Annotated in this window: 16 protein-coding genes and 1 rRNA gene; 3 read left to right on the top strand and 14 right to left on the bottom strand. The window is 56.8% G+C overall.

The features are described 5' to 3' along the window. Positions 1-105: 105 nt before the first annotated feature. Positions 106-221: ribosomal RNA gene (gene rrf, locus AB6T85_RS23200) — 5S ribosomal RNA — on the top strand. 1 nt (position 222) lies between these two features. Here rrf and AB6T85_RS23195 read toward each other — a convergent pair. Beyond that, the gene (locus AB6T85_RS23195; protein ID WP_369896977.1) at positions 223-459 is read right to left on the bottom strand and encodes a hypothetical protein; all 237 of its coding nucleotides are present in this window, start codon (positions 457-459) and stop codon (positions 223-225) included. Positions 460-657: 198 nt separating this feature from the next. On the opposite strand from AB6T85_RS23195, the gene AB6T85_RS23190 reads away from it, so the two are divergent. Next, complete coding sequence (locus AB6T85_RS23190; RefSeq protein ID WP_253459036.1) at positions 658-1,962, top strand: MFS family transporter; 1,305 nt, start codon at positions 658-660, stop codon at positions 1,960-1,962. Here AB6T85_RS23190 and AB6T85_RS23185 read toward each other — a convergent pair. The 6 genes from AB6T85_RS23185 to trxC all read right to left on the bottom strand — a co-directional run bounded on the left by AB6T85_RS23185 (position 1,959) and on the right by trxC (position 8,399). Continuing rightward, entirely contained in the window at positions 1,959-2,276 is a 318-nt protein-coding gene (locus AB6T85_RS23185) for a YfiM family lipoprotein (protein WP_253459039.1), read from the bottom strand. The genes AB6T85_RS23190 and AB6T85_RS23185 overlap by 4 nt on opposite strands. Before the next feature lie 42 nt (positions 2,277-2,318). Next, positions 2,319-3,674 carry a CDP-diacylglycerol--serine O-phosphatidyltransferase gene (gene pssA / locus AB6T85_RS23180; protein WP_253461240.1) on the bottom strand — a complete coding sequence of 452 codons (1,356 nt, stop codon included), beginning with the start codon at positions 3,672-3,674 and terminating at the stop codon, positions 2,319-2,321. Continuing rightward, positions 3,664-3,789 (bottom strand): hypothetical protein, encoded by a 126-nt coding sequence (locus AB6T85_RS23175; RefSeq protein WP_301252697.1) that lies wholly within the window; start codon positions 3,787-3,789, stop codon positions 3,664-3,666. Before AB6T85_RS23175 ends, pssA begins: the two co-directional genes overlap by 11 nt. Beyond that, a complete protein-coding gene (locus tag AB6T85_RS23170; protein WP_369896973.1) occupies positions 3,789-6,431 on the bottom strand; it encodes a bifunctional acetate--CoA ligase family protein/GNAT family N-acetyltransferase in 2,643 nt (880 codons plus the stop codon). The genes AB6T85_RS23175 and AB6T85_RS23170 overlap by 1 nt, the downstream gene beginning before the upstream one ends. A 761-nt stretch (positions 6,432-7,192) precedes the next feature. Beyond that, positions 7,193-7,897 (bottom strand): tRNA-uridine aminocarboxypropyltransferase, encoded by a 705-nt coding sequence (locus AB6T85_RS23165; RefSeq protein WP_301252695.1) that lies wholly within the window; start codon positions 7,895-7,897, stop codon positions 7,193-7,195. Positions 7,898-7,979: 82 nt separating this feature from the next. After that, positions 7,980-8,399 carry a thioredoxin TrxC gene (gene trxC / locus AB6T85_RS23160; protein WP_125289380.1) on the bottom strand — a complete coding sequence of 140 codons (420 nt, stop codon included), beginning with the start codon at positions 8,397-8,399 and terminating at the stop codon, positions 7,980-7,982. A 239-nt stretch (positions 8,400-8,638) separates the two neighbouring features. Here trxC and AB6T85_RS23155 point away from each other — a divergent pair, with 239 nt between their 5' ends. Then, positions 8,639-9,661: a tRNA/rRNA methyltransferase gene (locus tag AB6T85_RS23155; protein ID WP_369896968.1), complete on the top strand. Its 1,023-nt coding sequence runs from the start codon at positions 8,639-8,641 to the stop codon at positions 9,659-9,661. Positions 9,662-9,746: 85 nt separating this feature from the next. Here AB6T85_RS23155 and emrB read toward each other — a convergent pair whose 3' ends face one another. The 7 genes from emrB to proV form a co-directional block, all read right to left on the bottom strand. Next, entirely contained in the window at positions 9,747-11,282 is a 1,536-nt protein-coding gene (emrB, locus tag AB6T85_RS23150) for a multidrug efflux MFS transporter permease subunit EmrB (protein WP_253459050.1), read from the bottom strand. 17 nt (positions 11,283-11,299) lie between these two features. Beyond that, positions 11,300-12,460 carry a multidrug efflux MFS transporter periplasmic adaptor subunit EmrA gene (emrA, locus tag AB6T85_RS23145; RefSeq protein ID WP_253459053.1) on the bottom strand — a complete coding sequence of 387 codons (1,161 nt, stop codon included), beginning with the start codon at positions 12,458-12,460 and terminating at the stop codon, positions 11,300-11,302. Positions 12,461-12,609: 149 nt separating this feature from the next. Next, the gene (mprA, locus tag AB6T85_RS23140; protein WP_253459056.1) at positions 12,610-13,140 is read right to left on the bottom strand and encodes a transcriptional repressor MprA; all 531 of its coding nucleotides are present in this window, start codon (positions 13,138-13,140) and stop codon (positions 12,610-12,612) included. Between the two features lie 476 nt (positions 13,141-13,616). Further along, entirely contained in the window at positions 13,617-14,801 is a 1,185-nt protein-coding gene (locus AB6T85_RS23135) for an MFS transporter (RefSeq protein ID WP_253459059.1), read from the bottom strand. Positions 14,802-15,103: 302 nt separating this feature from the next. Further along, positions 15,104-16,096, bottom strand: a complete 993-nt coding sequence (gene proX, locus AB6T85_RS23130) for a glycine betaine/L-proline ABC transporter substrate-binding protein ProX (protein WP_253459063.1) — start codon at positions 16,094-16,096, stop codon at positions 15,104-15,106. 63 nt (positions 16,097-16,159) lie between these two features. Beyond that, complete coding sequence (gene proW / locus AB6T85_RS23125) at positions 16,160-17,254, bottom strand: glycine betaine/L-proline ABC transporter permease ProW (RefSeq protein ID WP_301730868.1); 1,095 nt, start codon at positions 17,252-17,254, stop codon at positions 16,160-16,162. After that, positions 17,251-18,447, bottom strand: a complete 1,197-nt coding sequence (gene proV / locus AB6T85_RS23120) for a glycine betaine/L-proline ABC transporter ATP-binding protein ProV (protein WP_369896965.1) — start codon at positions 18,445-18,447, stop codon at positions 17,251-17,253. The genes proW and proV overlap by 4 nt, the downstream gene beginning before the upstream one ends. Positions 18,448-18,480: the final 33 nt, after the last annotated feature.

Here is an 18,480-nt window from a genome sequence, read left to right as displayed (position 1 = left end):
TCCGCTGCGGATGAAGGAAGGAGCATACTTCAGTATGTGACTGAGTTTACCAGCGCAGGCAACGCAGTATCAGCACAAAAGACACAGGACAGCACAACGAATTTGCCTGGCGGCTTTAGCGCGGTGGTCCCACCTGACCCCATGCCGAACTCAGAAGTGAAACGCCGTAGCGCCGATGGTAGTGTGGGGTCTCCCCATGCGAGAGTAGGGGACTGCCAGGCATCAAATTGCGATAACCCCGACCTCACGGTCGGGGTTTTTTGCGTTTGTGCGCCGGGAAAACGCGGCTCCGCTGCGGATAAAGCGCGCAGGGGCCCGGAATTTCCCTTTACGGCCCGGCACGTATAAAAACCGCGCTTTATTCTCTTCAGGCGGAACTCTCGCATCATTTAACTGCTCAAAATAAAAGTTGTTATCGATCTTCTGACTCGCCTCTGCGGTTATGCCTTCATCGAGCATTTATACCCTCATCCAGTTCCTTTTTGTCGTCAGAAGAACGCTCTCCTCACGGCAAAGCAGCGCTAAAACGGATCTGCGTCACAAATCTATTCGTCTCTGAAAAAACAGATTCTTAACATTACGCGGGTGCGGTTTACTGCTGGTTGCTGTTTCACTTTTGACGCTAATTATTAGCAAGGAAAAATGCGAGGAGGAATTATGTTCGATGCCGCATCGTCTAAGACAGACGCCGCCAGCACTTCTGTCATCACTACCCGTCAACGGATTTGGGCCATCGTAGGCGCTTCTTCAGGTAATCTTGTTGAATGGTTTGATTTTTATGTCTATTCCTTCTGCTCCCTCTATTTCGCCCATATCTTTTTTCCTTCGGGTAATGCCACCACGCAGCTGCTGCAAACAGCAGGCGTATTCGCCGCCGGTTTTTTAATGCGACCGGTCGGCGGGTGGCTGTTCGGCTATATTGGCGACAAACACGGGCGCAAAACTTCCATGCTGATCTCTGTTTGCATGATGTGTTTTGGCTCGCTGGTTATCGCTTGCCTGCCAGGCTACGCTGCGATCGGCGTTTGGGCGCCCGCGCTTCTGCTGCTGGCTCGTTTGTTTCAGGGATTATCAGTAGGAGGAGAATATGGCACCAGCGCGACCTATATGAGTGAAGTCGCGATTGAAGGTAAAAAGGGCTTCTATGCGTCATTCCAATACGTCACACTGATCGGCGGTCAGCTGCTGGCTTTGCTGACCGTGGTCGTTCTGCAACAGCTTTTATCCGATGAAGATTTACGCGCATGGGGCTGGCGCATTCCTTTCGCGCTGGGCGCGCTACTTGCCGTTGTCGCGCTCTATTTACGCCGTTCTTTAAATGAAACCTCCGACAAAAAAAGCCGCACGCATCAGGATGCCGGATCGTTAAAAGGGCTCTGGAAGCACCGCCGTGCATTTATAATGGTATTAGGATTTACCGCTGGCGGTTCGTTAAGTTTTTATACTTTTACCACCTATATGCAGAAGTATCTGGTGAATACCTCAGGGATGGATACGCGCAGCGCCAGCGCATTAATGACGGCGGCACTTTTTATCTTTATGCTGATCCAGCCGTTGATCGGCGCGCTTTCCGATAAGATCGGCCGGAAAGGATCTATGCTGATCTTTGGTGGCATGGCGGCGATCTGCACCGTGCCGATCCTGACGATATTGCAAAACGTCCAAAGCAGTTGGGTCGCCTTTGCGCTGGTCATGCTTGCCCTGTTGATTACCAGTTTTTATACCTCAATCAGCGGTATCCTGAAGGCGGAGATGTTCCCGCCAGAGGTGCGTGCGTTGGGCGTGGGGCTTTCCTATGCGGTGGCTAACGCTTTATTTGGCGGATCGGCGGAATATGTGGCTCTGTCGCTTAAGGCGGCGGGAAGCGAGAATAGTTTTTTCTGGTATGTTTCCGCTATGGGCGCGGTTGCCTTCCTGGTATCGCTGCTGCTGCATAAGAAAGGGAAGGGGATGAAGCTTTAACGAGCCGTATTCCAGAGAGCATAGCCGGTGGCAGCGCCGGCTATATCCCAGCTGAAATCTTTCAAGCTCCAGCCTGAACCCGCTTCGCGACTGTCATAAAACTCCTTGCCCGTGCCCAGGCTGATGGAGAACAGCAGGCCGAAACCGCCGCTGTGGCTTTCATGCCAGTTCTGACGTTCGCCGTAAGCGGTGCCCGCCGCAGAAAGAAACGCGGAAGAAAAGAAGTGTTCCGCTTTATCTTTACCTGTCCAGCTGTCTTGTGCCATATGGCTACAGCCGGAACAGCAAAGCAGAATAAGAGGAAGCAAGCGCATAAAAAAAGCCCTGTATGACTGACAGGGCTTAGTATAGCTGGCTTACAGAATACGGCTGATTAGCCTGTCGATGCGGATACGTCGCAGGCGGCGGATCAGCTTTCTGACCTTGACCGGATAGTCCGCAATGCTTTCCAAATCCCGATAGTGCTGCACAACCGTGGTATGTTCGCGGATCAGCGCCAGCTCTTTTTCGCGCTGTGCGGCCAGTTCCTGGAGCGGGTCATGGATCAATACGGCGTTTTCCAGGTCAAGCCGCCAGGCGCGCGGATTGAGGTTGTTGCCGGTGATCAGCATCCACTCTTCGTCCACCCACATGCCTTTCAGATGGTAGCTGTTCTCGCCATCTTTCCACAGCCGCACGGTCAGCTGACCGCTGGTGACATAATATTGCAGGCGGCTGAGGAAGCGGCGCAGGTTAATCTCATACAGATAAGGCAACGCGCCGATAATTTTAAAAGGCTGATCCTGCGGGATATAGAAATCATTTGCGGTCTTGTCGCCGACGATGATTTCAACGTCTTTGCCCCGGCGCAGCAGCCAGATAATATTACGGACCAGGATCGCGGGCAGGTTGAAATAGGGCGTACAAAGCGTCAGCTTCTGCTCGGCACAGGGCATCAGATGATAAATGGTTTTATTCAACAGGCTGCGTTTACCCAGCCCGACCAGCGGCGTGACCGCCAGCTGCTCGTTGTTGGCGTCGCCTTCGAAATCATAATCGAAGCCACGCAGTTCCTGACGAAACTGCCGCGTTTCGTTTTTTATCTCAGGGCTTTTCGGGCGCTCGCGCTGATCGAGCCGGTGAACGGCTTCGGCCTGAATAAGATTGGTGTCAATCCAGTTCAACAGCGTATCGGCCAGCGTGGGATTGGTAATCAGCTGGTAGCGATCGTAACGATAACGCTCGTGCTGATGCAGATAGACGTCGTTCAGACTCGCGCCCGTATAAAGCAGCGTATCGTCAATGACCGAGCCTTTCAGGTGCAGAACGCCCAGCGCTTCACGGGTATTTACCGGCACGCCGTATACAGGAATAGCGATATCGGCATTTTGTTCGGCCATCTCGCAATACCAGTCCGCGTTGGTTGCGCCGCGAGAAGCGCCGATACGGCCTCGCTGCGCGCGATGCCAGTCAACCAGAATGCGGACATCCAGCCCGGGCCGGAGGCGCTTTGCCTCGTATAGCGCGGAAAGAATAGCTCGTCCGCCGTCATCGTTTTCCAGATAGAGCGCCACAAGGCAGATACGTGTTGTCGCCGATGCTATTTTTTCCAGCAGCGTTTGGCGGAAGTCGGCAGGCGTATACAGCGTGGTAAAATCGGCAACCGACTGAGACAGTTTTGGCAGTTGCGCAAGGTGCTGTTGGTGCTTGTTACGTTTGAATTTAGACAGCATCACAGTGCGTTTCTTCTCTGTTCATGGAATAGCCTTTTGCCTTAAAATCATCGCCATAACCGCTAATGTTACCATCAGTCAGGCGGGATGTGGGCAGTTTTACGTTTCCAGACATTAACCGTTTTCCTGTAGCGTCAGGGAGAGCGCGACAATACCGTCCTCAAGCTGGATATCCACGGTAAAACCCAGCTTGCGCGCCAGCGCTATCATGCCGCGATTATTCGGCATAGTAATGCCGTTGAGCTTCAGCAGACCATGTTGACGGGTATAGTCGATCATCTTTTCCAGCAGCTGACGCCCCAAGCCCAGCCCCTTCAAATCGGAACGCACCAGCACCGAAAACTCGGCGTCCACGTTGTCGGCGTCAGAGACCGCGCGGGTTACGCCGACGATCTCATGCTGACGCACCGCAACGATCGCCATCTCCCGATCGTAGTCGATCTGGGTCATGTTAGCCAAATCATCATGGGTGAACTCATTGATCTCGCTAAAGTAGCGATAATAAAGATCTTCTTTCGTCACCTGAGCAATAAACTGCTGTAGCAGTGGCTCATCTTCCGGCAGGATGGGCCGGAACAGCAGCGGTTCACCGTTTTTCAGCTGTGCCTGTTCTTCCAGCTGGTGCGGATACGGACGGATAGCCAGGCGCGCTTCGGGATCGCCGTCGAAAGGCGCCAGCTGCATAGTGACATCCAGTAACGAGAAGGTTTCGCCTGCCGCCAGCAAAGGATGGATATCAAGCCGCCTGATCTCCGGACAGTCCACGATCAGGTTGGACACCTGCACCAAAACCCGGCTAAGGCCCGAAATATCCAGCGGCGAAAGCGCGCTGCGTCCGCGTATTTTACCATTTTTAATGGCCTGAATAATCAGATAGCGGGCGAGCGCCATATTCAGCGGCGGCAAGGCTACGGCGGCCTGCCGCTCTGCCTGCCACTCAATGCCGCCTTCGCCCAGCATAATCACCGGCCCGAATACGGGATCCTGCTCCATCACGATACGCAGCTCCTGAGCGCCGGCGCGGTTGGCCATGCTCTGCACCAGCAGCCCGTCGATACGCGCCTGCGGCCAGGCGAGTTTGACCCGGTCGATAATGGCTTCCGCCGCCTGCTGCACCTCGCCAGCCGAGCGCAGATAGAGCATCACGCCCTGGACTTCCGATTTATGTGGGATATCGGGCGAGCGCAGCTTAAGCGCTACCGGATAGCCTGCCTGACTGGCTATCTGTACCGCCTCCACGCTGTCGCTGGCGATCCAGGTTGGCAACGTCGTTAAGCCATAGGCCTGCAAAATGCCCTGGACTTCGTGGGTATCCAGCGTGGTCACGCCCTCTTTTAGCGCCAGGTGAATGAGCTGGTGGGCTTCTGCCGTATTGGTCGCCAGATCGGCCGGAAGCGCGGGCGTTTCGCGCAGCTGCTTCTGATTACGGCGGTATTCCACCATATGCATAAACGCGGTGACCGCGCCTTCCGGCGTACGATAGGTGGGAATACCGGCCTCGCTGAAGTGGCGGCGCGCTTCAGGCGCAGAGAACTCGCCGCACCAGTTGGTCAGCAGGGCGATCTGTTTCGCTCGCGGATGCTTTGCCGTCACCTCTATTAATCGTTGCGCGGTGAGGGTAGCGGGCGCAACGGCGCTGGGCGCGTAAATCACCAGCAGCGCATCGATATCGTGGCTGCCGAGCAGCAGCGACACCACCTGCTGATAGCGTTCTGGCGTAGCGTCATCTTTCAGATCCAAAGGATTGCCGGCCTGGCAGCCGTCCGGCAGACAGCTTTGCAGCGCCGCCGTTAACGCCTCGCCCAGTGTTGCCAGTTTGCCGCCGCGCGCATCCAGCGCATCCAGCGCCAGCGCGGCAGGCGCGGCGCCGTTACTGATAATCATCAGTCGCTCACCGCGCAGCGGCCGCATATAGCTGAGGGTTTCCACCGCGGAAAAGAGCTCGTGCATATCCTGTACCCGCAGCAGGCCTGCACGCTGTATCGCCGCATCCCAGGCGCCGTCCATGCCGCCGGGCGCGCCCAGCAGCTGACGCGCCTGCTGCGAGCGCCCGCTTTTAATCACCAGCACCGGCTTGTTTCGGGCGGCGCTGCGGGCTGCCGAGACAAAGCGCCGTGCGTCGCTTAACTGCTCCAGACAGAGCAGAATAGCGCTGGTTTTGCCGTCGCGCGCCAGAAAATCCAGCAGGTCGTCCACGTCGATATCCAGACTGTCGCCGAGCGCGATAAACCAGGAGAAGCCCAGCTGCCGCTGCTGCGCCCAGTCGAGAATGGTATTAGAGACGGCGGCGGACTGCGAAATAAACGCCAGCCTGCCCTGATAAATAGGCACCGGGGAAAAGCTGGCGTTCAGCCCTTGCCAGGGCGCAAGCAGTCCCAGGCTGTTTGGCCCGAGCAGGCGGATCTGCAAACGGCTGGCGCACTCACGCAGCTCGTCATGCTGGCTGCCCGGCGAAGAGAGAATGATGCAGGCTTTGCAGCCGCGCTCGCCCAGCGCCTGGAGCAGGACGATATTATGGCGACTGTGCGTGCAGATTACCGCCAGGTCGGGGGCAAAGGGCAGGCTGGCGACATCGGGCCAGGCCATCACGCCGCATACGGCCTGATACTTCGGCGTGACCGGCAGAACGGAACCGCTAAACCCTCCCGCCAGCAGATTGCGCATCATCAGATAGCCCGCGCGTTCCGGGCGCGGCGAGGCACCAATAACCGCGATGGATTTGGGGCGTAACAGCGCTTCCAGCCCTCGTTGACTCATAGCCGTCTCCTGTGCAGAAAAAGTGAGTTTAACGCCAACCGACGTCTGGTGCCGTAGCCAGGCCGCAATCCTCGGCATCAGCTCACAAATTTATCTGGTTTACAGGCTGCCAGACAGCAGAGATGCAGCACGCCGTTGATTTTTTACCTGTGCCGTAGAGAAATTCTGTAATAACCGCGTTGATGTTAAAAAGGTTAAATTCTTAAAGGCTGAACGTTTTTATTTTGACGGACCAGCGCTGCCCGATAGTTACTTTTTTCTCTTTCTCAATTATTACTTTCCAACGGGTAATTATTAAGATTGAGTAAGCAGTGCCAGACGCGTAATAATATGTCGTCAGCGAATGTTATCCGCCTTTAAGGGGAAGTGTTTTCACTGATGAATATGAATTAAATGAGTCGTCTGATTTTGTTGGTGATGGCAGGGCTTTTACTTTTCAAATAAACAAGTACCCTTGGCCTGTAACAGAAGCAGGCGGCTCATTTTCCCTTACGGGCACGCGGTTTTTCCCCTTATATCGGTACCTTCTGGAGCGCATCAGCCTGGCCTTTGCTGAGCTAAATCACCATAAGGCTGCGCAAGGGTTATCCTGGCTAAATTAACAAGTAGTGGCTTTGTATCCGGCTGCTGGTTATTTTTTTTGAGCGGTTTCTGCCCAATTAGAATATCGATATAATATGTAAGCGATAGCCGAAAATAATATTTTTTTATTTTAAACCCAGAGAGCAGAAAAGGGCGGCCAGTATAAAGGCCGCCCTTTTTTAATCGTCGGATGTCACGGCCGCGCTTTGCTGATGAGACGGATGGTGCGGTTTACCCGCCAGATAGCGCTGGCGAAACAGATCGAAGTGCCGGAACAGCGCCGTACCCGCTGCGGTATCGCCCGCCTGAAGCAGCAGCTCCGCCGCGACTTCGGCCGTACAGTGCTGGCCGTCGCCGTGCGACTCGCGCAGTTGATAGTTGGACGGGCGGCTGAGCGTCAGCGACATTACCGGCAACGCATCCAGCCACGGGCTTTTGCGGAACATCTTGCGCGCTTCGGTCCAGGTGCCGTCGAGCATAATAAACAGCGGGGGTTTACCGTTGACGGGAGGACGGTTTATCACCGGGCGATCCGCATCGGCGTAGGATTGCGGGAACACCACCAGCGGCTGCACGTCAGGATTTTTTACCGCGGCCAGCAGCCGGGGATCGGGCTCGGTGCGCGACCAGCCGAAAGCCTGCGTATCGGGCAGGATATCGGCAATCAGGCGGCCCGTGTTGCTGGGCTTCATCGGTTCGCTGTCAAACATCACCAGGCAAAAACGACTGCGCGCCGCTACCGGCTGTAGAGTCTCGCACAGGCAGTTCTTTTTTGGCAGCAGGCAGCGCTGACAGCGGGGGATACGATTGCCGCGAGCAAGAAAAGGACGGGTAGCCCGCGCAAGGCGCTCGGCGCGCAGGCGAAGAACGGCGTTTTCGATCATAGGAATTTATCTGGGGAAAACGCCATTCTGGCAGAAAAGCGGTAAAAACAGTAGTGGCCAGGCGAACCTGACCACCAGGGACTCAGAGGTTTTCGTCCAGCCACTCGTTGAAAGGGGCTTTAGGCATCGCGCCGCTGAGCATATCCACCATCTGACCCTGCTTAAAGATCATAATGGTCGGGATGCTGCGGATGCGAAAACGTGCGCTGATCTCCGGCTCCGCTTCGGTATTCACCTTCAGGAAGCGAACCTGGCCGCCGCGCTCTTGCGCAACGTCTTTATATACCGGCGCAAAGTTAACGCAGGGGCCGCACCACGGCGCCCAGAAATCCACGACAACCGGCAGATCGTCCTGTAAATATTTATCCAGCGTGGCGGTAGTGGCGTTAATGACCTCGCCATTGAAAAGCTCGTCGCCGCAGCGGCCGCACTTTGCGCCGTCTTCAATACGTTCCGGCGGCACGCGGTTGGTCGCCTGGCATGAAGCACAAACCGTATTCATGATACACCTCGGTAAGCGATCGCTTACTTTGTTATGATTAAGTAGCGGTAATTATGGTTCGGCTTTGCGTCAGCAACAAAGAGATTTGTTCGATGGGTACAATAGGTCGTGACTCACGCGATTTATGCTGTCTTAAAGGTCAGCACGGCACGGAAACGAGCCTTTAGCGGGAAGTTAATAGCTAAGCAGTGCCACATCAGGTAATCTGCGCGCTTCGCGCTCAGCCAGGTGGAGGGAAAATGAACGACGAATTTAAAGGTAAAAGCGGTAAAGTCAAAGTGATGTATGTCCGCGGCGATGATGAGAGCAGCAGCCGGACGGGAAATCCCCGTACCGGTAAAGGCGCGCCTCGTCCGGACGGCGACCGCCGTTCTTCACGTAATTCAGAAAAGCCGCGTGGCGGGCGCGATCGCGACGTAGCAGGCGGTTCGCCATGGCGTACGGTTTCACGCGCGCCGTCAGCGGTAGATGACAAGCCCGATTACGGCGGCATCGGCGGCAAAAGCGGTATCGATCCGGAGCAGATCCGTCGTCAGCGTAATGAAGAAACGCGCGTCTATGGCGAAAACGCCTGTCAGGCGCTGTTCCAGAGCCGTCCCGACTGCATCGTGCGCGCCTGGTTCGTCCAGAGCGTGACGCCGCGTTTTCGCGATGCGCTGAAATGGATGGCCGCCAACCGTAAAGCCTACCATGTGGTAGACGATGCGGAGCTGGCGAAGGCGTCCGGCACCGAACATCACGGCGGCGTCTGCTTCCTGATCAAAAAGCGTCCCGGCATTCAGGTTCGCGAGTGGCTGGCTAAGGCACCAGAGAAAGATTGCGTGCTGGCGCTGGAAGATATCGGCAACCCGCATAACCTGGGCGGTATCATGCGCAGCTGCGCGCACTTCGGTGTGAAAGGGCTGCTGGTGCAGGATGCTTCGCTACTGGAATCCGGCGCGGCGGTACGCACGGCGGAAGGCGGCGCGGAACACGTGCAGGCTATCAGCGGTGAAAGCTTTGCTGAAGGTCTGGATGCGTTTCGCCGTGCCGGTTACGCCATCGTAACCACGTCCAGCCATCAGGGCGAGCCGCTGGCGCAGGCTGCGCTGCCCGCTAAGATGGTGCTGGTATTGGGTCAGGAGAGCGACGGCCTGTCCGACACCACGCTGGAGCAGGGCGACCTGAGCGTTTCTATCGGCGGCACCGGCAACGTGGAAAGCCTTAACGTTTCCGTAGCGACCGGCATTCTGCTGGCGGAATGGTGGCGTCAGAACGCCTGAGGCGAAGCGGGCCGTTAAGGTTCATGAAAGCTGACGGTTAAGCCATTAAAAACGGGCCATTGCGGCCCGTTTTTTTTATATCGACTCAGTGCGCGCCGCCGCCGCCGCTGCCGGAGCCAAACGGCGGCCGCGCAAACCAGACCAGCACCAGCAGAAACAGAAAGACGCCAGCGGAAGCCCAGAAAATCTCGTTGGCGGAGATAATCAGCCCCTGATTAGTGATCTGCTGCGCAATCCAGCCCGAAGCCTGATCGTGCGACATCCCCAGCTGATTCAGCTTGCCGTACATCTCCTGCGAATTGAAGTTGTAAGCGTTCACTGACTCCGTAAGCTGGCTGTGGTGCATCGCCTCGCGGTCGGTCCACATTGTGGTAGTGATCGAGGTGCCGATCGACCCGGCCAGCGTGCGCGTAAAGTTCGACAGGCTGGACGCGGCCGCCAGCCGCTCCGGCGGCAGCCCGGACAGCGTGATGGTGGTCAGCGGCATAAAGAAGCAGGCCACGGCAAAGCCCTGAATAAACTGCGGCCAGGCCGATGCGCCGAAATCCATGCCGGGTTCAAACGTATAGGCTCGCCAGTAAAAGCAAACCGCATACATAATGAAGCTGAAGGTGACCAGCTTGCGCATATCCAGCCGATGGGCGAACCGGCCGATAATAGGCGACAGGATCACCGGCAGGATGCCGACCGGCGCGGAAGCCAGCCCGGCCCAGGTGGCCGTGTAGCCGTAGACCTCCTGCAGCAGCTGCGGCAACAGCACTATCGACCCGAAATAGAGCATATAGGCCAGGCTGATACAGAGGCAGCCGATGGTGAAATTCCGCGACTTAAACAGCGACAGATCGATGATCGGATGGTCGTCCGTCAGCTCCCAGACCAGCAGCACCGCCAGCGCTATCACCGCGACAATGGTTAGCGTGATAATCTCCGGCGAGCTGAACCAGTCCAGTTCCTTGCCACGGTCGAGCATCATTTGCAGCGAGCCAATCCCGACGATCAGCAGCACCAGCCCGACCGTATCAATAGGCCGGATAGCGGTAGCCGTTTCCCGATTACGCAACGTTTGCAGCGTCAGGATCACTACCACCACGCCGATAGGCACGTTGATAAAGAAGATCCAGCCCCAGTGATAGTTATCGCTGATCCAGCCGCCCAGGATCGGCCCGCAAATAGGCGCGACAATCACCGTCATCGCCCAGAGCGACAGGGCGATGCTGCGCTTCGCGGGCGGATAGTTGCTGAGCAGCAGGCTCTGCGACAGCGGGATCAATGGCCCGGCCACCACGCCCTGCAGGACGCGGAAGAAAATCAACATGCCCAGGCTATTGGACATGCCGCATAGCCAGGAGGCGACGGCGAAAGCGGCGGTCGCCCAGACAAAGAGCTTTACTTCACCCACGCGCTTCGCCAGCCAGCCGGTAATGGGAATAGAAATCGCGTTGGCGACGCCGAACGAGGTCACCACCCAGGTGCCCTGCGAGTTAGAGGCGCCCAGATTACCGGCGATAGTCGGAATAGCGACGTTGGCGATAGTGGAATCCAGCACCTGCATAAACGTCGCCAGCGACAGCGCGATGGTCATCAGAACCAGCTGGGCGCCTTCAAGCGGTTTTTGTGCCATAACAGCCTCCCGCGCGCTCAGCCCGCATTTGCGTGAATGATATCGGCAATCAGCTGGTTGACCGGAGCCAGATCCAACGCCAGCGCGTCGCTTTCATAAGCGGGTTTCTGGCGCACGCTGGTGGCAAGTACGCTGCCGTCTTTATTGCTGGTGTCGATTTTAACCAGCGTCGACAGACCGATGCGCAGCGGATGACGCGCGACCTCGTCAGGGTTTAGCTCGATACGCACCGGCAAACGCTGCACCACTTTGATCCAGTTGCCCGTTGCGTTCTGCGCGGGCAGCAGCGAGAACGCGCTGCCGGTGCCCATATCCAGCCCTACGACTTTGCCGTGATAAACCACGTCGTCGCCGTAAATATCGCTGACAACCGTGGCAGGCTGACCGATACGCACATCGGCCAGCTGCGTTTCTTTATAGTTGGCGTCTACCCAGAGATTTTTCTCCGGTACCACGGCCAGCAGCGGCGTAGTGGTTGAGATCTGCGAGCCAACCTGCACGCTGCGCCGGGAGATGAAACCGTCAATCGGGCTGACAATCTCGGTACGCTGCAAAGCCAGCCACGCGTCACGCAGTTCGGCCGCGCTCTGTTTCACCGCTGGCTGATTCTCCAGGGAGGTATTCAGGATTGCCGCCTGGTTGGCGTTATACTGTTCGATCGCCACCTCAAGCTGAGCCTGAGCCGTAGCGACGGCATCGCGCGCGTGCTGTAAATCTTCGCGCCCGATCAGGTTTGCGGCGCCCAGCGGTTCGCGACGTTTCAGATCGGCCTGCGCCTGCGCCAGCGCGGTTTTTTGCAGCTCAATCGTCGCCTGATACTGCTTGCCGTTGATAATCAGCTGGTGGGTCTGACGCACGCTGGTCGCCAGCGCGGTCTGCGCCTTCTCGAAAGCCTGTTCCGCGTCGGTTTTATCCAGCGTTACCAGCACGTCGCCTTTATGAACGTGGTCGGTATCGTCAAACCAGACCTTGTTGACGCTGCCCGATACCTGCGCCATGACCTGCACCTGATTGCCCGCCACGTAGGCGTCATCGGTTTCCTGGAAATGGCGCAGCACGATAAACCACCAGGCCAGCCATGCCAGCCCGGCGATAACGAATATCAACGCCAGCACGATTAGCGCGCCTTTGCGCTTCTTCTTTTTATTGTTGGGTTGCTGCTGTGCTTCTGCACTCATAAGGTTCTCCACGTTCATCCTGGCAGGCTCCGGAGGCCGGTTCCGGATCCGAAAATGCCAGCGCAAAAGCGCTGGCATCAGTTGGGTTGCGGCTAAAATAGCGATAAGCGGCGGCGGTTGTGTCGCACAATATGCTATTGCGGGAAAGCTTAGCGAGAAAGGGCGGCGATCGTCTCGTCTTCGTCCATTTTATCCAGACGCGTCAGTAGTTTACGCGTTATGCCTTCCAGCTGGCCTTTTTCTGCCGGACTGAGCGCGGACCAGAGCAGCTGCAGACACTGATGCTGCGGCGGCAGCAGCTGGCGCAGAAAATCATGGCCTTTCTCGGTTAAATGCAGATGCAGACAGCGGCGATCGTTATCGCTTTCACGGCGTTCGATCCAGCCGCGCTTTTCCAGCTCATCGGCGATACGGGTGGCGTTAGTACGGGACGAGCCCAGCGCGGAGCTGAGTTCTGAAGGCTGAATACTGTGGTTTTCCTGCGCGTCGAGCGTGATCAGCGCCATAAACAGCGTCTCGTTAATCCCCTGTGCCTTGAGCATTTTGTTGCGGTTTTCCAGCAGCTTGCTCTGCATATGCATGCAGAGGCGCGTCAGCATAATTTCCTGTAAAGGGAAATCTTTCTGACGGTTAGCGCGGAAATTCAGCATCTGTTCAATGGGGGCAAACGAACTTTCCATCTGGGGGAACCTCATAAGTTGCAACTGGTATTGTAACGACGGCGATATAATGTCGTGTCTGCTGGCTGGCACGGCCAGCCAACGCCATCTCTAATGTCCAGGTCACTCCATAACCCAGGGCGTTATGCAGCGCCGGAACGGGGCGCTGCTACAGGTTCTACCTGTCATGCCCGAACCCGGAGGTCGGGCGAAAACGGCAAACCGGCGGGAGTGGGCTGCCAAAAAACGTCAAACCCAATCGCCTGCCAGCAGGCCGGGGTAATCAGCGCGGGGCCGGTTACCCATTATTGCTACGCTATAGCCGAAAAAAATTCCGCATAGCGCCTGCGTAACAAGGGATGCTGTACCGTTAAGAATTTAATAGTTTCAATCGAAAAAGTAACTAACCTGAATAAGTGTCAGGCTAACCATACCAGACTGTGTAAACGCTTAACAGGGCGGCGGCGCTGAAAGTGTTGCAATACGTTATCAACGGGTTAATCCGTTGTCAGCTCGTAACGGGAGCCTCGCCACCAGCTCAACAGGTTAAGCACGGTGATGAAAGCACCCACCGCGCAGACGCCGTGCCAGCCAGCGTACTGATAGGCGGCGGCCGAGAGCAGCGAACCGGCGGCGCCGCCGATGAAATAGCTGGTCATATAACCGGCGGTAAGACGGTTGCGCGCCTCCGGCATAGCGCGGTAGATCACGCTCTGATTGGTAATATGTACGCCCTGTACGGCCAAATCGAGCAGGATAATGCCAATAACCAGCGCAGTCAGCGAGTGACCGCCCATCGCGGTGATCGCCCATGAGGCCAGCAGGATCAGCAGGCCGACGGTGGTGGTCAGGCGAGCCTTACCTTTATCCGCCAGCGAACCCGCCTGACGTGCCGCCAGCGCGCCTGCAGCGCCCACCAGCCCAAGCAGGCCGATTTCGCCTTCCGAGAAACCGTAAGGCGGCGAAGCCAGCAGGAAAGCCATTGAGGTCCACAGCATACTGAAGTTGGCGAACGCCAGGCAGCCGATAACCGCGCGGGTTCTTAAGATCGGCGTAGTAAAATAGAGCGTGAAGATTGAGCGCAGCAGCTGCGGATAGTTAAGCGCTACCGACTGCTTATAACGCGGCAGATAGCGCCATAACGCCAGCGCCATCAGCACCATCAGCGCACTGGCAACCCAGTAAACGGTGCGCCAGCCGCCCAGCTGTGCCAGACCGCCTGCAATGGTGCGCGCCAGCAGAATACCCAGCAGCAGTCCGCTCATTACGGTGCCGACGACCTTACCCCGTTTCTCCGGCGCGGCCAGCGTGGCCGCCAGCGGCACCAGGATCTGCGCCACCACCGAAAACAGCCCGGTCAGCGCCGTGCCCAGCAGCATAAAGACAATATTGGTGGAGAGCGCGGTGATCACCATGCCGCCCGCTGCCAGCAGGCTCATCACCACAATCAGCGCCCGGCGCTCCAGCATATCGCCCAGCGGTACCAGCAGCAGTAAGCCGACGGCGTAGCCAAGCTGTGCGGTGGTGACGATAAATCCCGCTTCGTTAACGGAAAGGGAAAAAGCGCGCGCGATGGTTTCCAGTAGCGGCTGCACATAATAGTTGCTGGCAACGGAAAGACCGGTGGCGATCGACATCAGGGCAACAAGGGCAGAGCTAAGACCGTGCTGGGGGGATTTCATGGTGATAATCAGAAATTTAAAAAGAAGAATAGCTTGATAGTAACCTGAAAAACTATTTTATTTATAGAATTATTTACAATTGGCGCGGATTGCCGCCGAAAGCGGAAAAGGAACTTTTACCGCAACGCTGTAGCCAGGGAAACGAGAGAAGAGGGCGCGTGTCCCGCGCCGAAACGACGCGGGGCACGGCAAACCGATTATCTTCTTCCACATAGCTATATCGTGGCAAACGGGCCGCGTGCTTCCACATAGCTATATGATGGCTAGCCGGCCGTGCGCTTTCCCTTGTATCAAGCGGGTTTTTATTTAGCGGCGGCGAGCGCGTCGTGGATCCAGCCGTCAAACTGCGCCTGATGCGCTTTGATCCAGCCGTTGACGTGCGCATTGATATCCGCTTCGCTAGACTGACCCTGCTGCATACGCGCGTTCTGCGCATTGATATCCGCCAGCGGCAGTTTCATTTCGGCAAACAGTTTAGCCGCCGCCGGATTTTTCTCAGCCCAGGCCTTATTCGCCACGATATGCATACTGTTCACCGGGAAGCCGTAATTAGCGCCGTTCGGCAATTTAGTATCCAGAGCCTTTTGCTCACCAGGCATGGCGGAAAACGGCACCTGTAGCCAGACGACATCCCGACCGGGTACCAGCTTGTCGCTGACCCAGTAAGGCGTCCAGGTGTAGTAAAGGATCGGCTTGCCTTCTTTAAAGCGGGAAATCGTATCGGCAATCATTGCCGAATAGTTGCCCTGATTGTGTTCAACCGTATTGCTCAGGCCGTAGGCTTTGATCTGATGGTTGATAACCGCTTCGCAGCCCCAGCCTGGCGTACAGCCGGTCAGATCCGCTTTGCCGTCGTTGTTGCTGTCGAAAAGCTTCGCCAGCTCAGGATCTTTCAGCTGGTCGATTCGGGTAATATGATATTTTTCGGCGGTTTTCTTATCGATCAGATAGCCCTGCGCCGCGCCCTGCACATAGGTGCCCTGACGATAGAACTTCGCGTCGCCGCCTGCCGCTTTATACATATCGTCATGCAGCGGCTGCCAGTTGACGGCGGTAAAGGTGGCGTCGCCGGCGGCCAGCGAGGTATAGCCGACGTTGTAATCCACCTCGCTTGGCTCATCGACGGTATAGCCCAGCTTTTCCAGCGCGCGGCTGACCAGCAGCGTCTGAAAGGTTTCTTCCGAAATGGTGCTTTGAATAGGTTTAACGGTAATGCCTTTACCAGGCAAATCGGCGGCAAAAGCCGGAAGGGCCAGCGTGGAGAATGCGGCGGCTAACAGTGCTGTCTTACGCATAGAAGATCCTTGTTATTCAAAAGGCGGAGGCTGGCGACGACGTAACGCCGCCAGCAGGCAGGATTAGTGGATAAATGGACGGGTGATCAGGCCTAACGGGCCGCTGGCATACCAGCGACGGGCACCGCGGCTGCGGCTGTCGCGGCCAACGGACTGCGTCAGGCGGTCAAGGATGATGGCGAGGATAACAATGCCTACGCCGCCGACGGTGGCCAGCCCCATATCAAGACGGCCGATGCCGCGCAGCACCATCTGACCCAGGCCGCCAACGGCGATCATCGAGGCGATCACCACCATCGACAGCGCCAGCATCAGCGTCTGGTTAACGCCCGCCATGATGGTCGGCATCGCCAGCGGCAGCTGCACCTTAAACAGCATCTGGCGCGGGCTGGCGCCAAAGGATTCGGCGGCTTCGGTTAAATCAGCCGGAACCTGTTTAATGCCCAGAATGGTCAGGCGCACAATCGGCGGCAGGGCGAAGATAATGGTCACCACCACGCCGGGCACGTTGCCAATGCCAAACAGCATCACGATCGGCACCAGATAGACGAACGCGGGCGTCGTCTGCATGGCATCCAGCAGGGGCCGGATAAATTTGGCGGCCTTATCGCTGCGCGCCAGCCAGATCCCCAGCGGCAGGCCAATCACCATGCAGAACAGCAGGGCAGTCAGCACCAGTGCCAGCGTCACCATCGCCTGCGACCAGGCGCCGATAGCGCCAATAATAACCAGCGAAATCAGCGTGGCGACGCCCATGCCGAAGCTGGATATCTGCCATGCGATCAGCGCAAACAGCACGATAGCGACGGGCGACGGCATCCCCAGCAGGAAGTGCTGAAAAGCGCTGAGGATATAATCAACCGGCACGCGGATGCCCTGGAACAGCGGACGGAAATGGCTGACGATCCAGTCGATCCCGCTGGTTACCCAGCTATCAAGCGGGATCAGCGTTTTGTGAAAAGGATCGAGCAGACTGAAATGCTCCGGCGCCGGGGCTGGCGTGCTGCTTAACCAGTCGCTGCTGCTGGCCGCCGCGTCGTGACCGCCCGGCGTTCCCCAGGCATCTGCGCTGCTGGTTGAAGCGGCGTCAGCGGCTGGCGTGACGTCAGAAGGGGCGGCGGATGCGCTCTGCCACGGGTCGGTTACTGGTGTGCTCATGGCTGGCTCCCTTCACGATCTAATGCCTGTAACAACATGCCTTTGGAAATGATGCCGATATAGTTATTATCTTCGCCAACGATGGGCACCGCGCAGGGGGCCTGTGCGACATGCGACAGCAGATCGTTAAGCGACGTATCGCCGGGCATGGCGACAGGCGCGGGCAAAATAGCCTGATCCAGCCCGTTGCCTGCGGCCAGCGCAGCTTTCAGCGAATCGGTAGACACCACGCCAACAAACTTTTGCTTTTCCAGCACGTAGCCATATTCGCGGTCTTCATCCTGCAACAGCTTGATGGCCGAACGCGGGCCAAAGCCCGGCGCTTTACGCATCAGCGCGCTGGCGCTGCGGCGGGCGATATCTTTGGCGCTGAAGACGTGGCTGATATCCACGCCGCGAAAGAAAGTGCGCACGTAGTCGTTGGCGGGATTATTCAGAATTTCATCCGGCGTGCCGACCTGAATCACTTCACCGCCTTGCATAATCGCAATACGGTCGCCAATGCGCATGGCCTCATCCAGATCGTGAGAAATAAAGACAATGGTGCGCTGGTGGCGGGATTGCAGTTTTACCAGCTCATCCTGCATCTCAGTACGGATTAAAGGATCGAGCGCGGAGAAGGCTTCATCCATCAATAATATATCCGGATTGATGGCCAGCGCGCGCGCTAATCCAACACGCTGACGCATTCCGCCGGATAATTCGTCCGGCCAGGCGTGGGCATAATTATCCAGCCCAACCTGACGCAGCGCCTCCAGCGCTTTTTCCTGCCGTTGCTGGAGCGGGACGCCAGCTAATTCCATGCCGAAAGCCGCATTATTTAAGACGGTAAGATGGGGCATCAGCGCAAATGACTGGAACACCATGCTGATTTTATTTCGGCGCACCTGACGTAATTCGCTGTCGGATATTTTCGCTATATCGACACCGTCAATAATGACCTGACCACGGGTGGGTTCTATCAGACGATTGAGAAGGCGAACCATGGTGGACTTGCCGGAGCCGGAAAGGCCCATGATCACAAATATCTCGCCTTCTTCAATGGCCAGACTGGCATTCTTTACGCCAAGCGAGAGGCCGGTTTTTTCCAGCAGTGCTTCTTTACCCATGCCTTTATCGATATACTTAAAAGCGCGATCGGGATTTTCCCCAAAAACCTTATAAAGATTTTTAACTTCAAGTTTAATAGCCATGTAATTATTTTATTCCTGACAAATAGTTAATTT

Source organism: Erwinia aeris, assembly GCF_041224955.1.
Taxonomy (GTDB): Bacteria; Pseudomonadota; Gammaproteobacteria; order Enterobacterales; family Enterobacteriaceae; genus Erwinia; species Erwinia aeris.
Note: the sequence above shows the minus strand (reverse complement) of the source record. Positions and strands in the feature narration are given on the sequence as shown.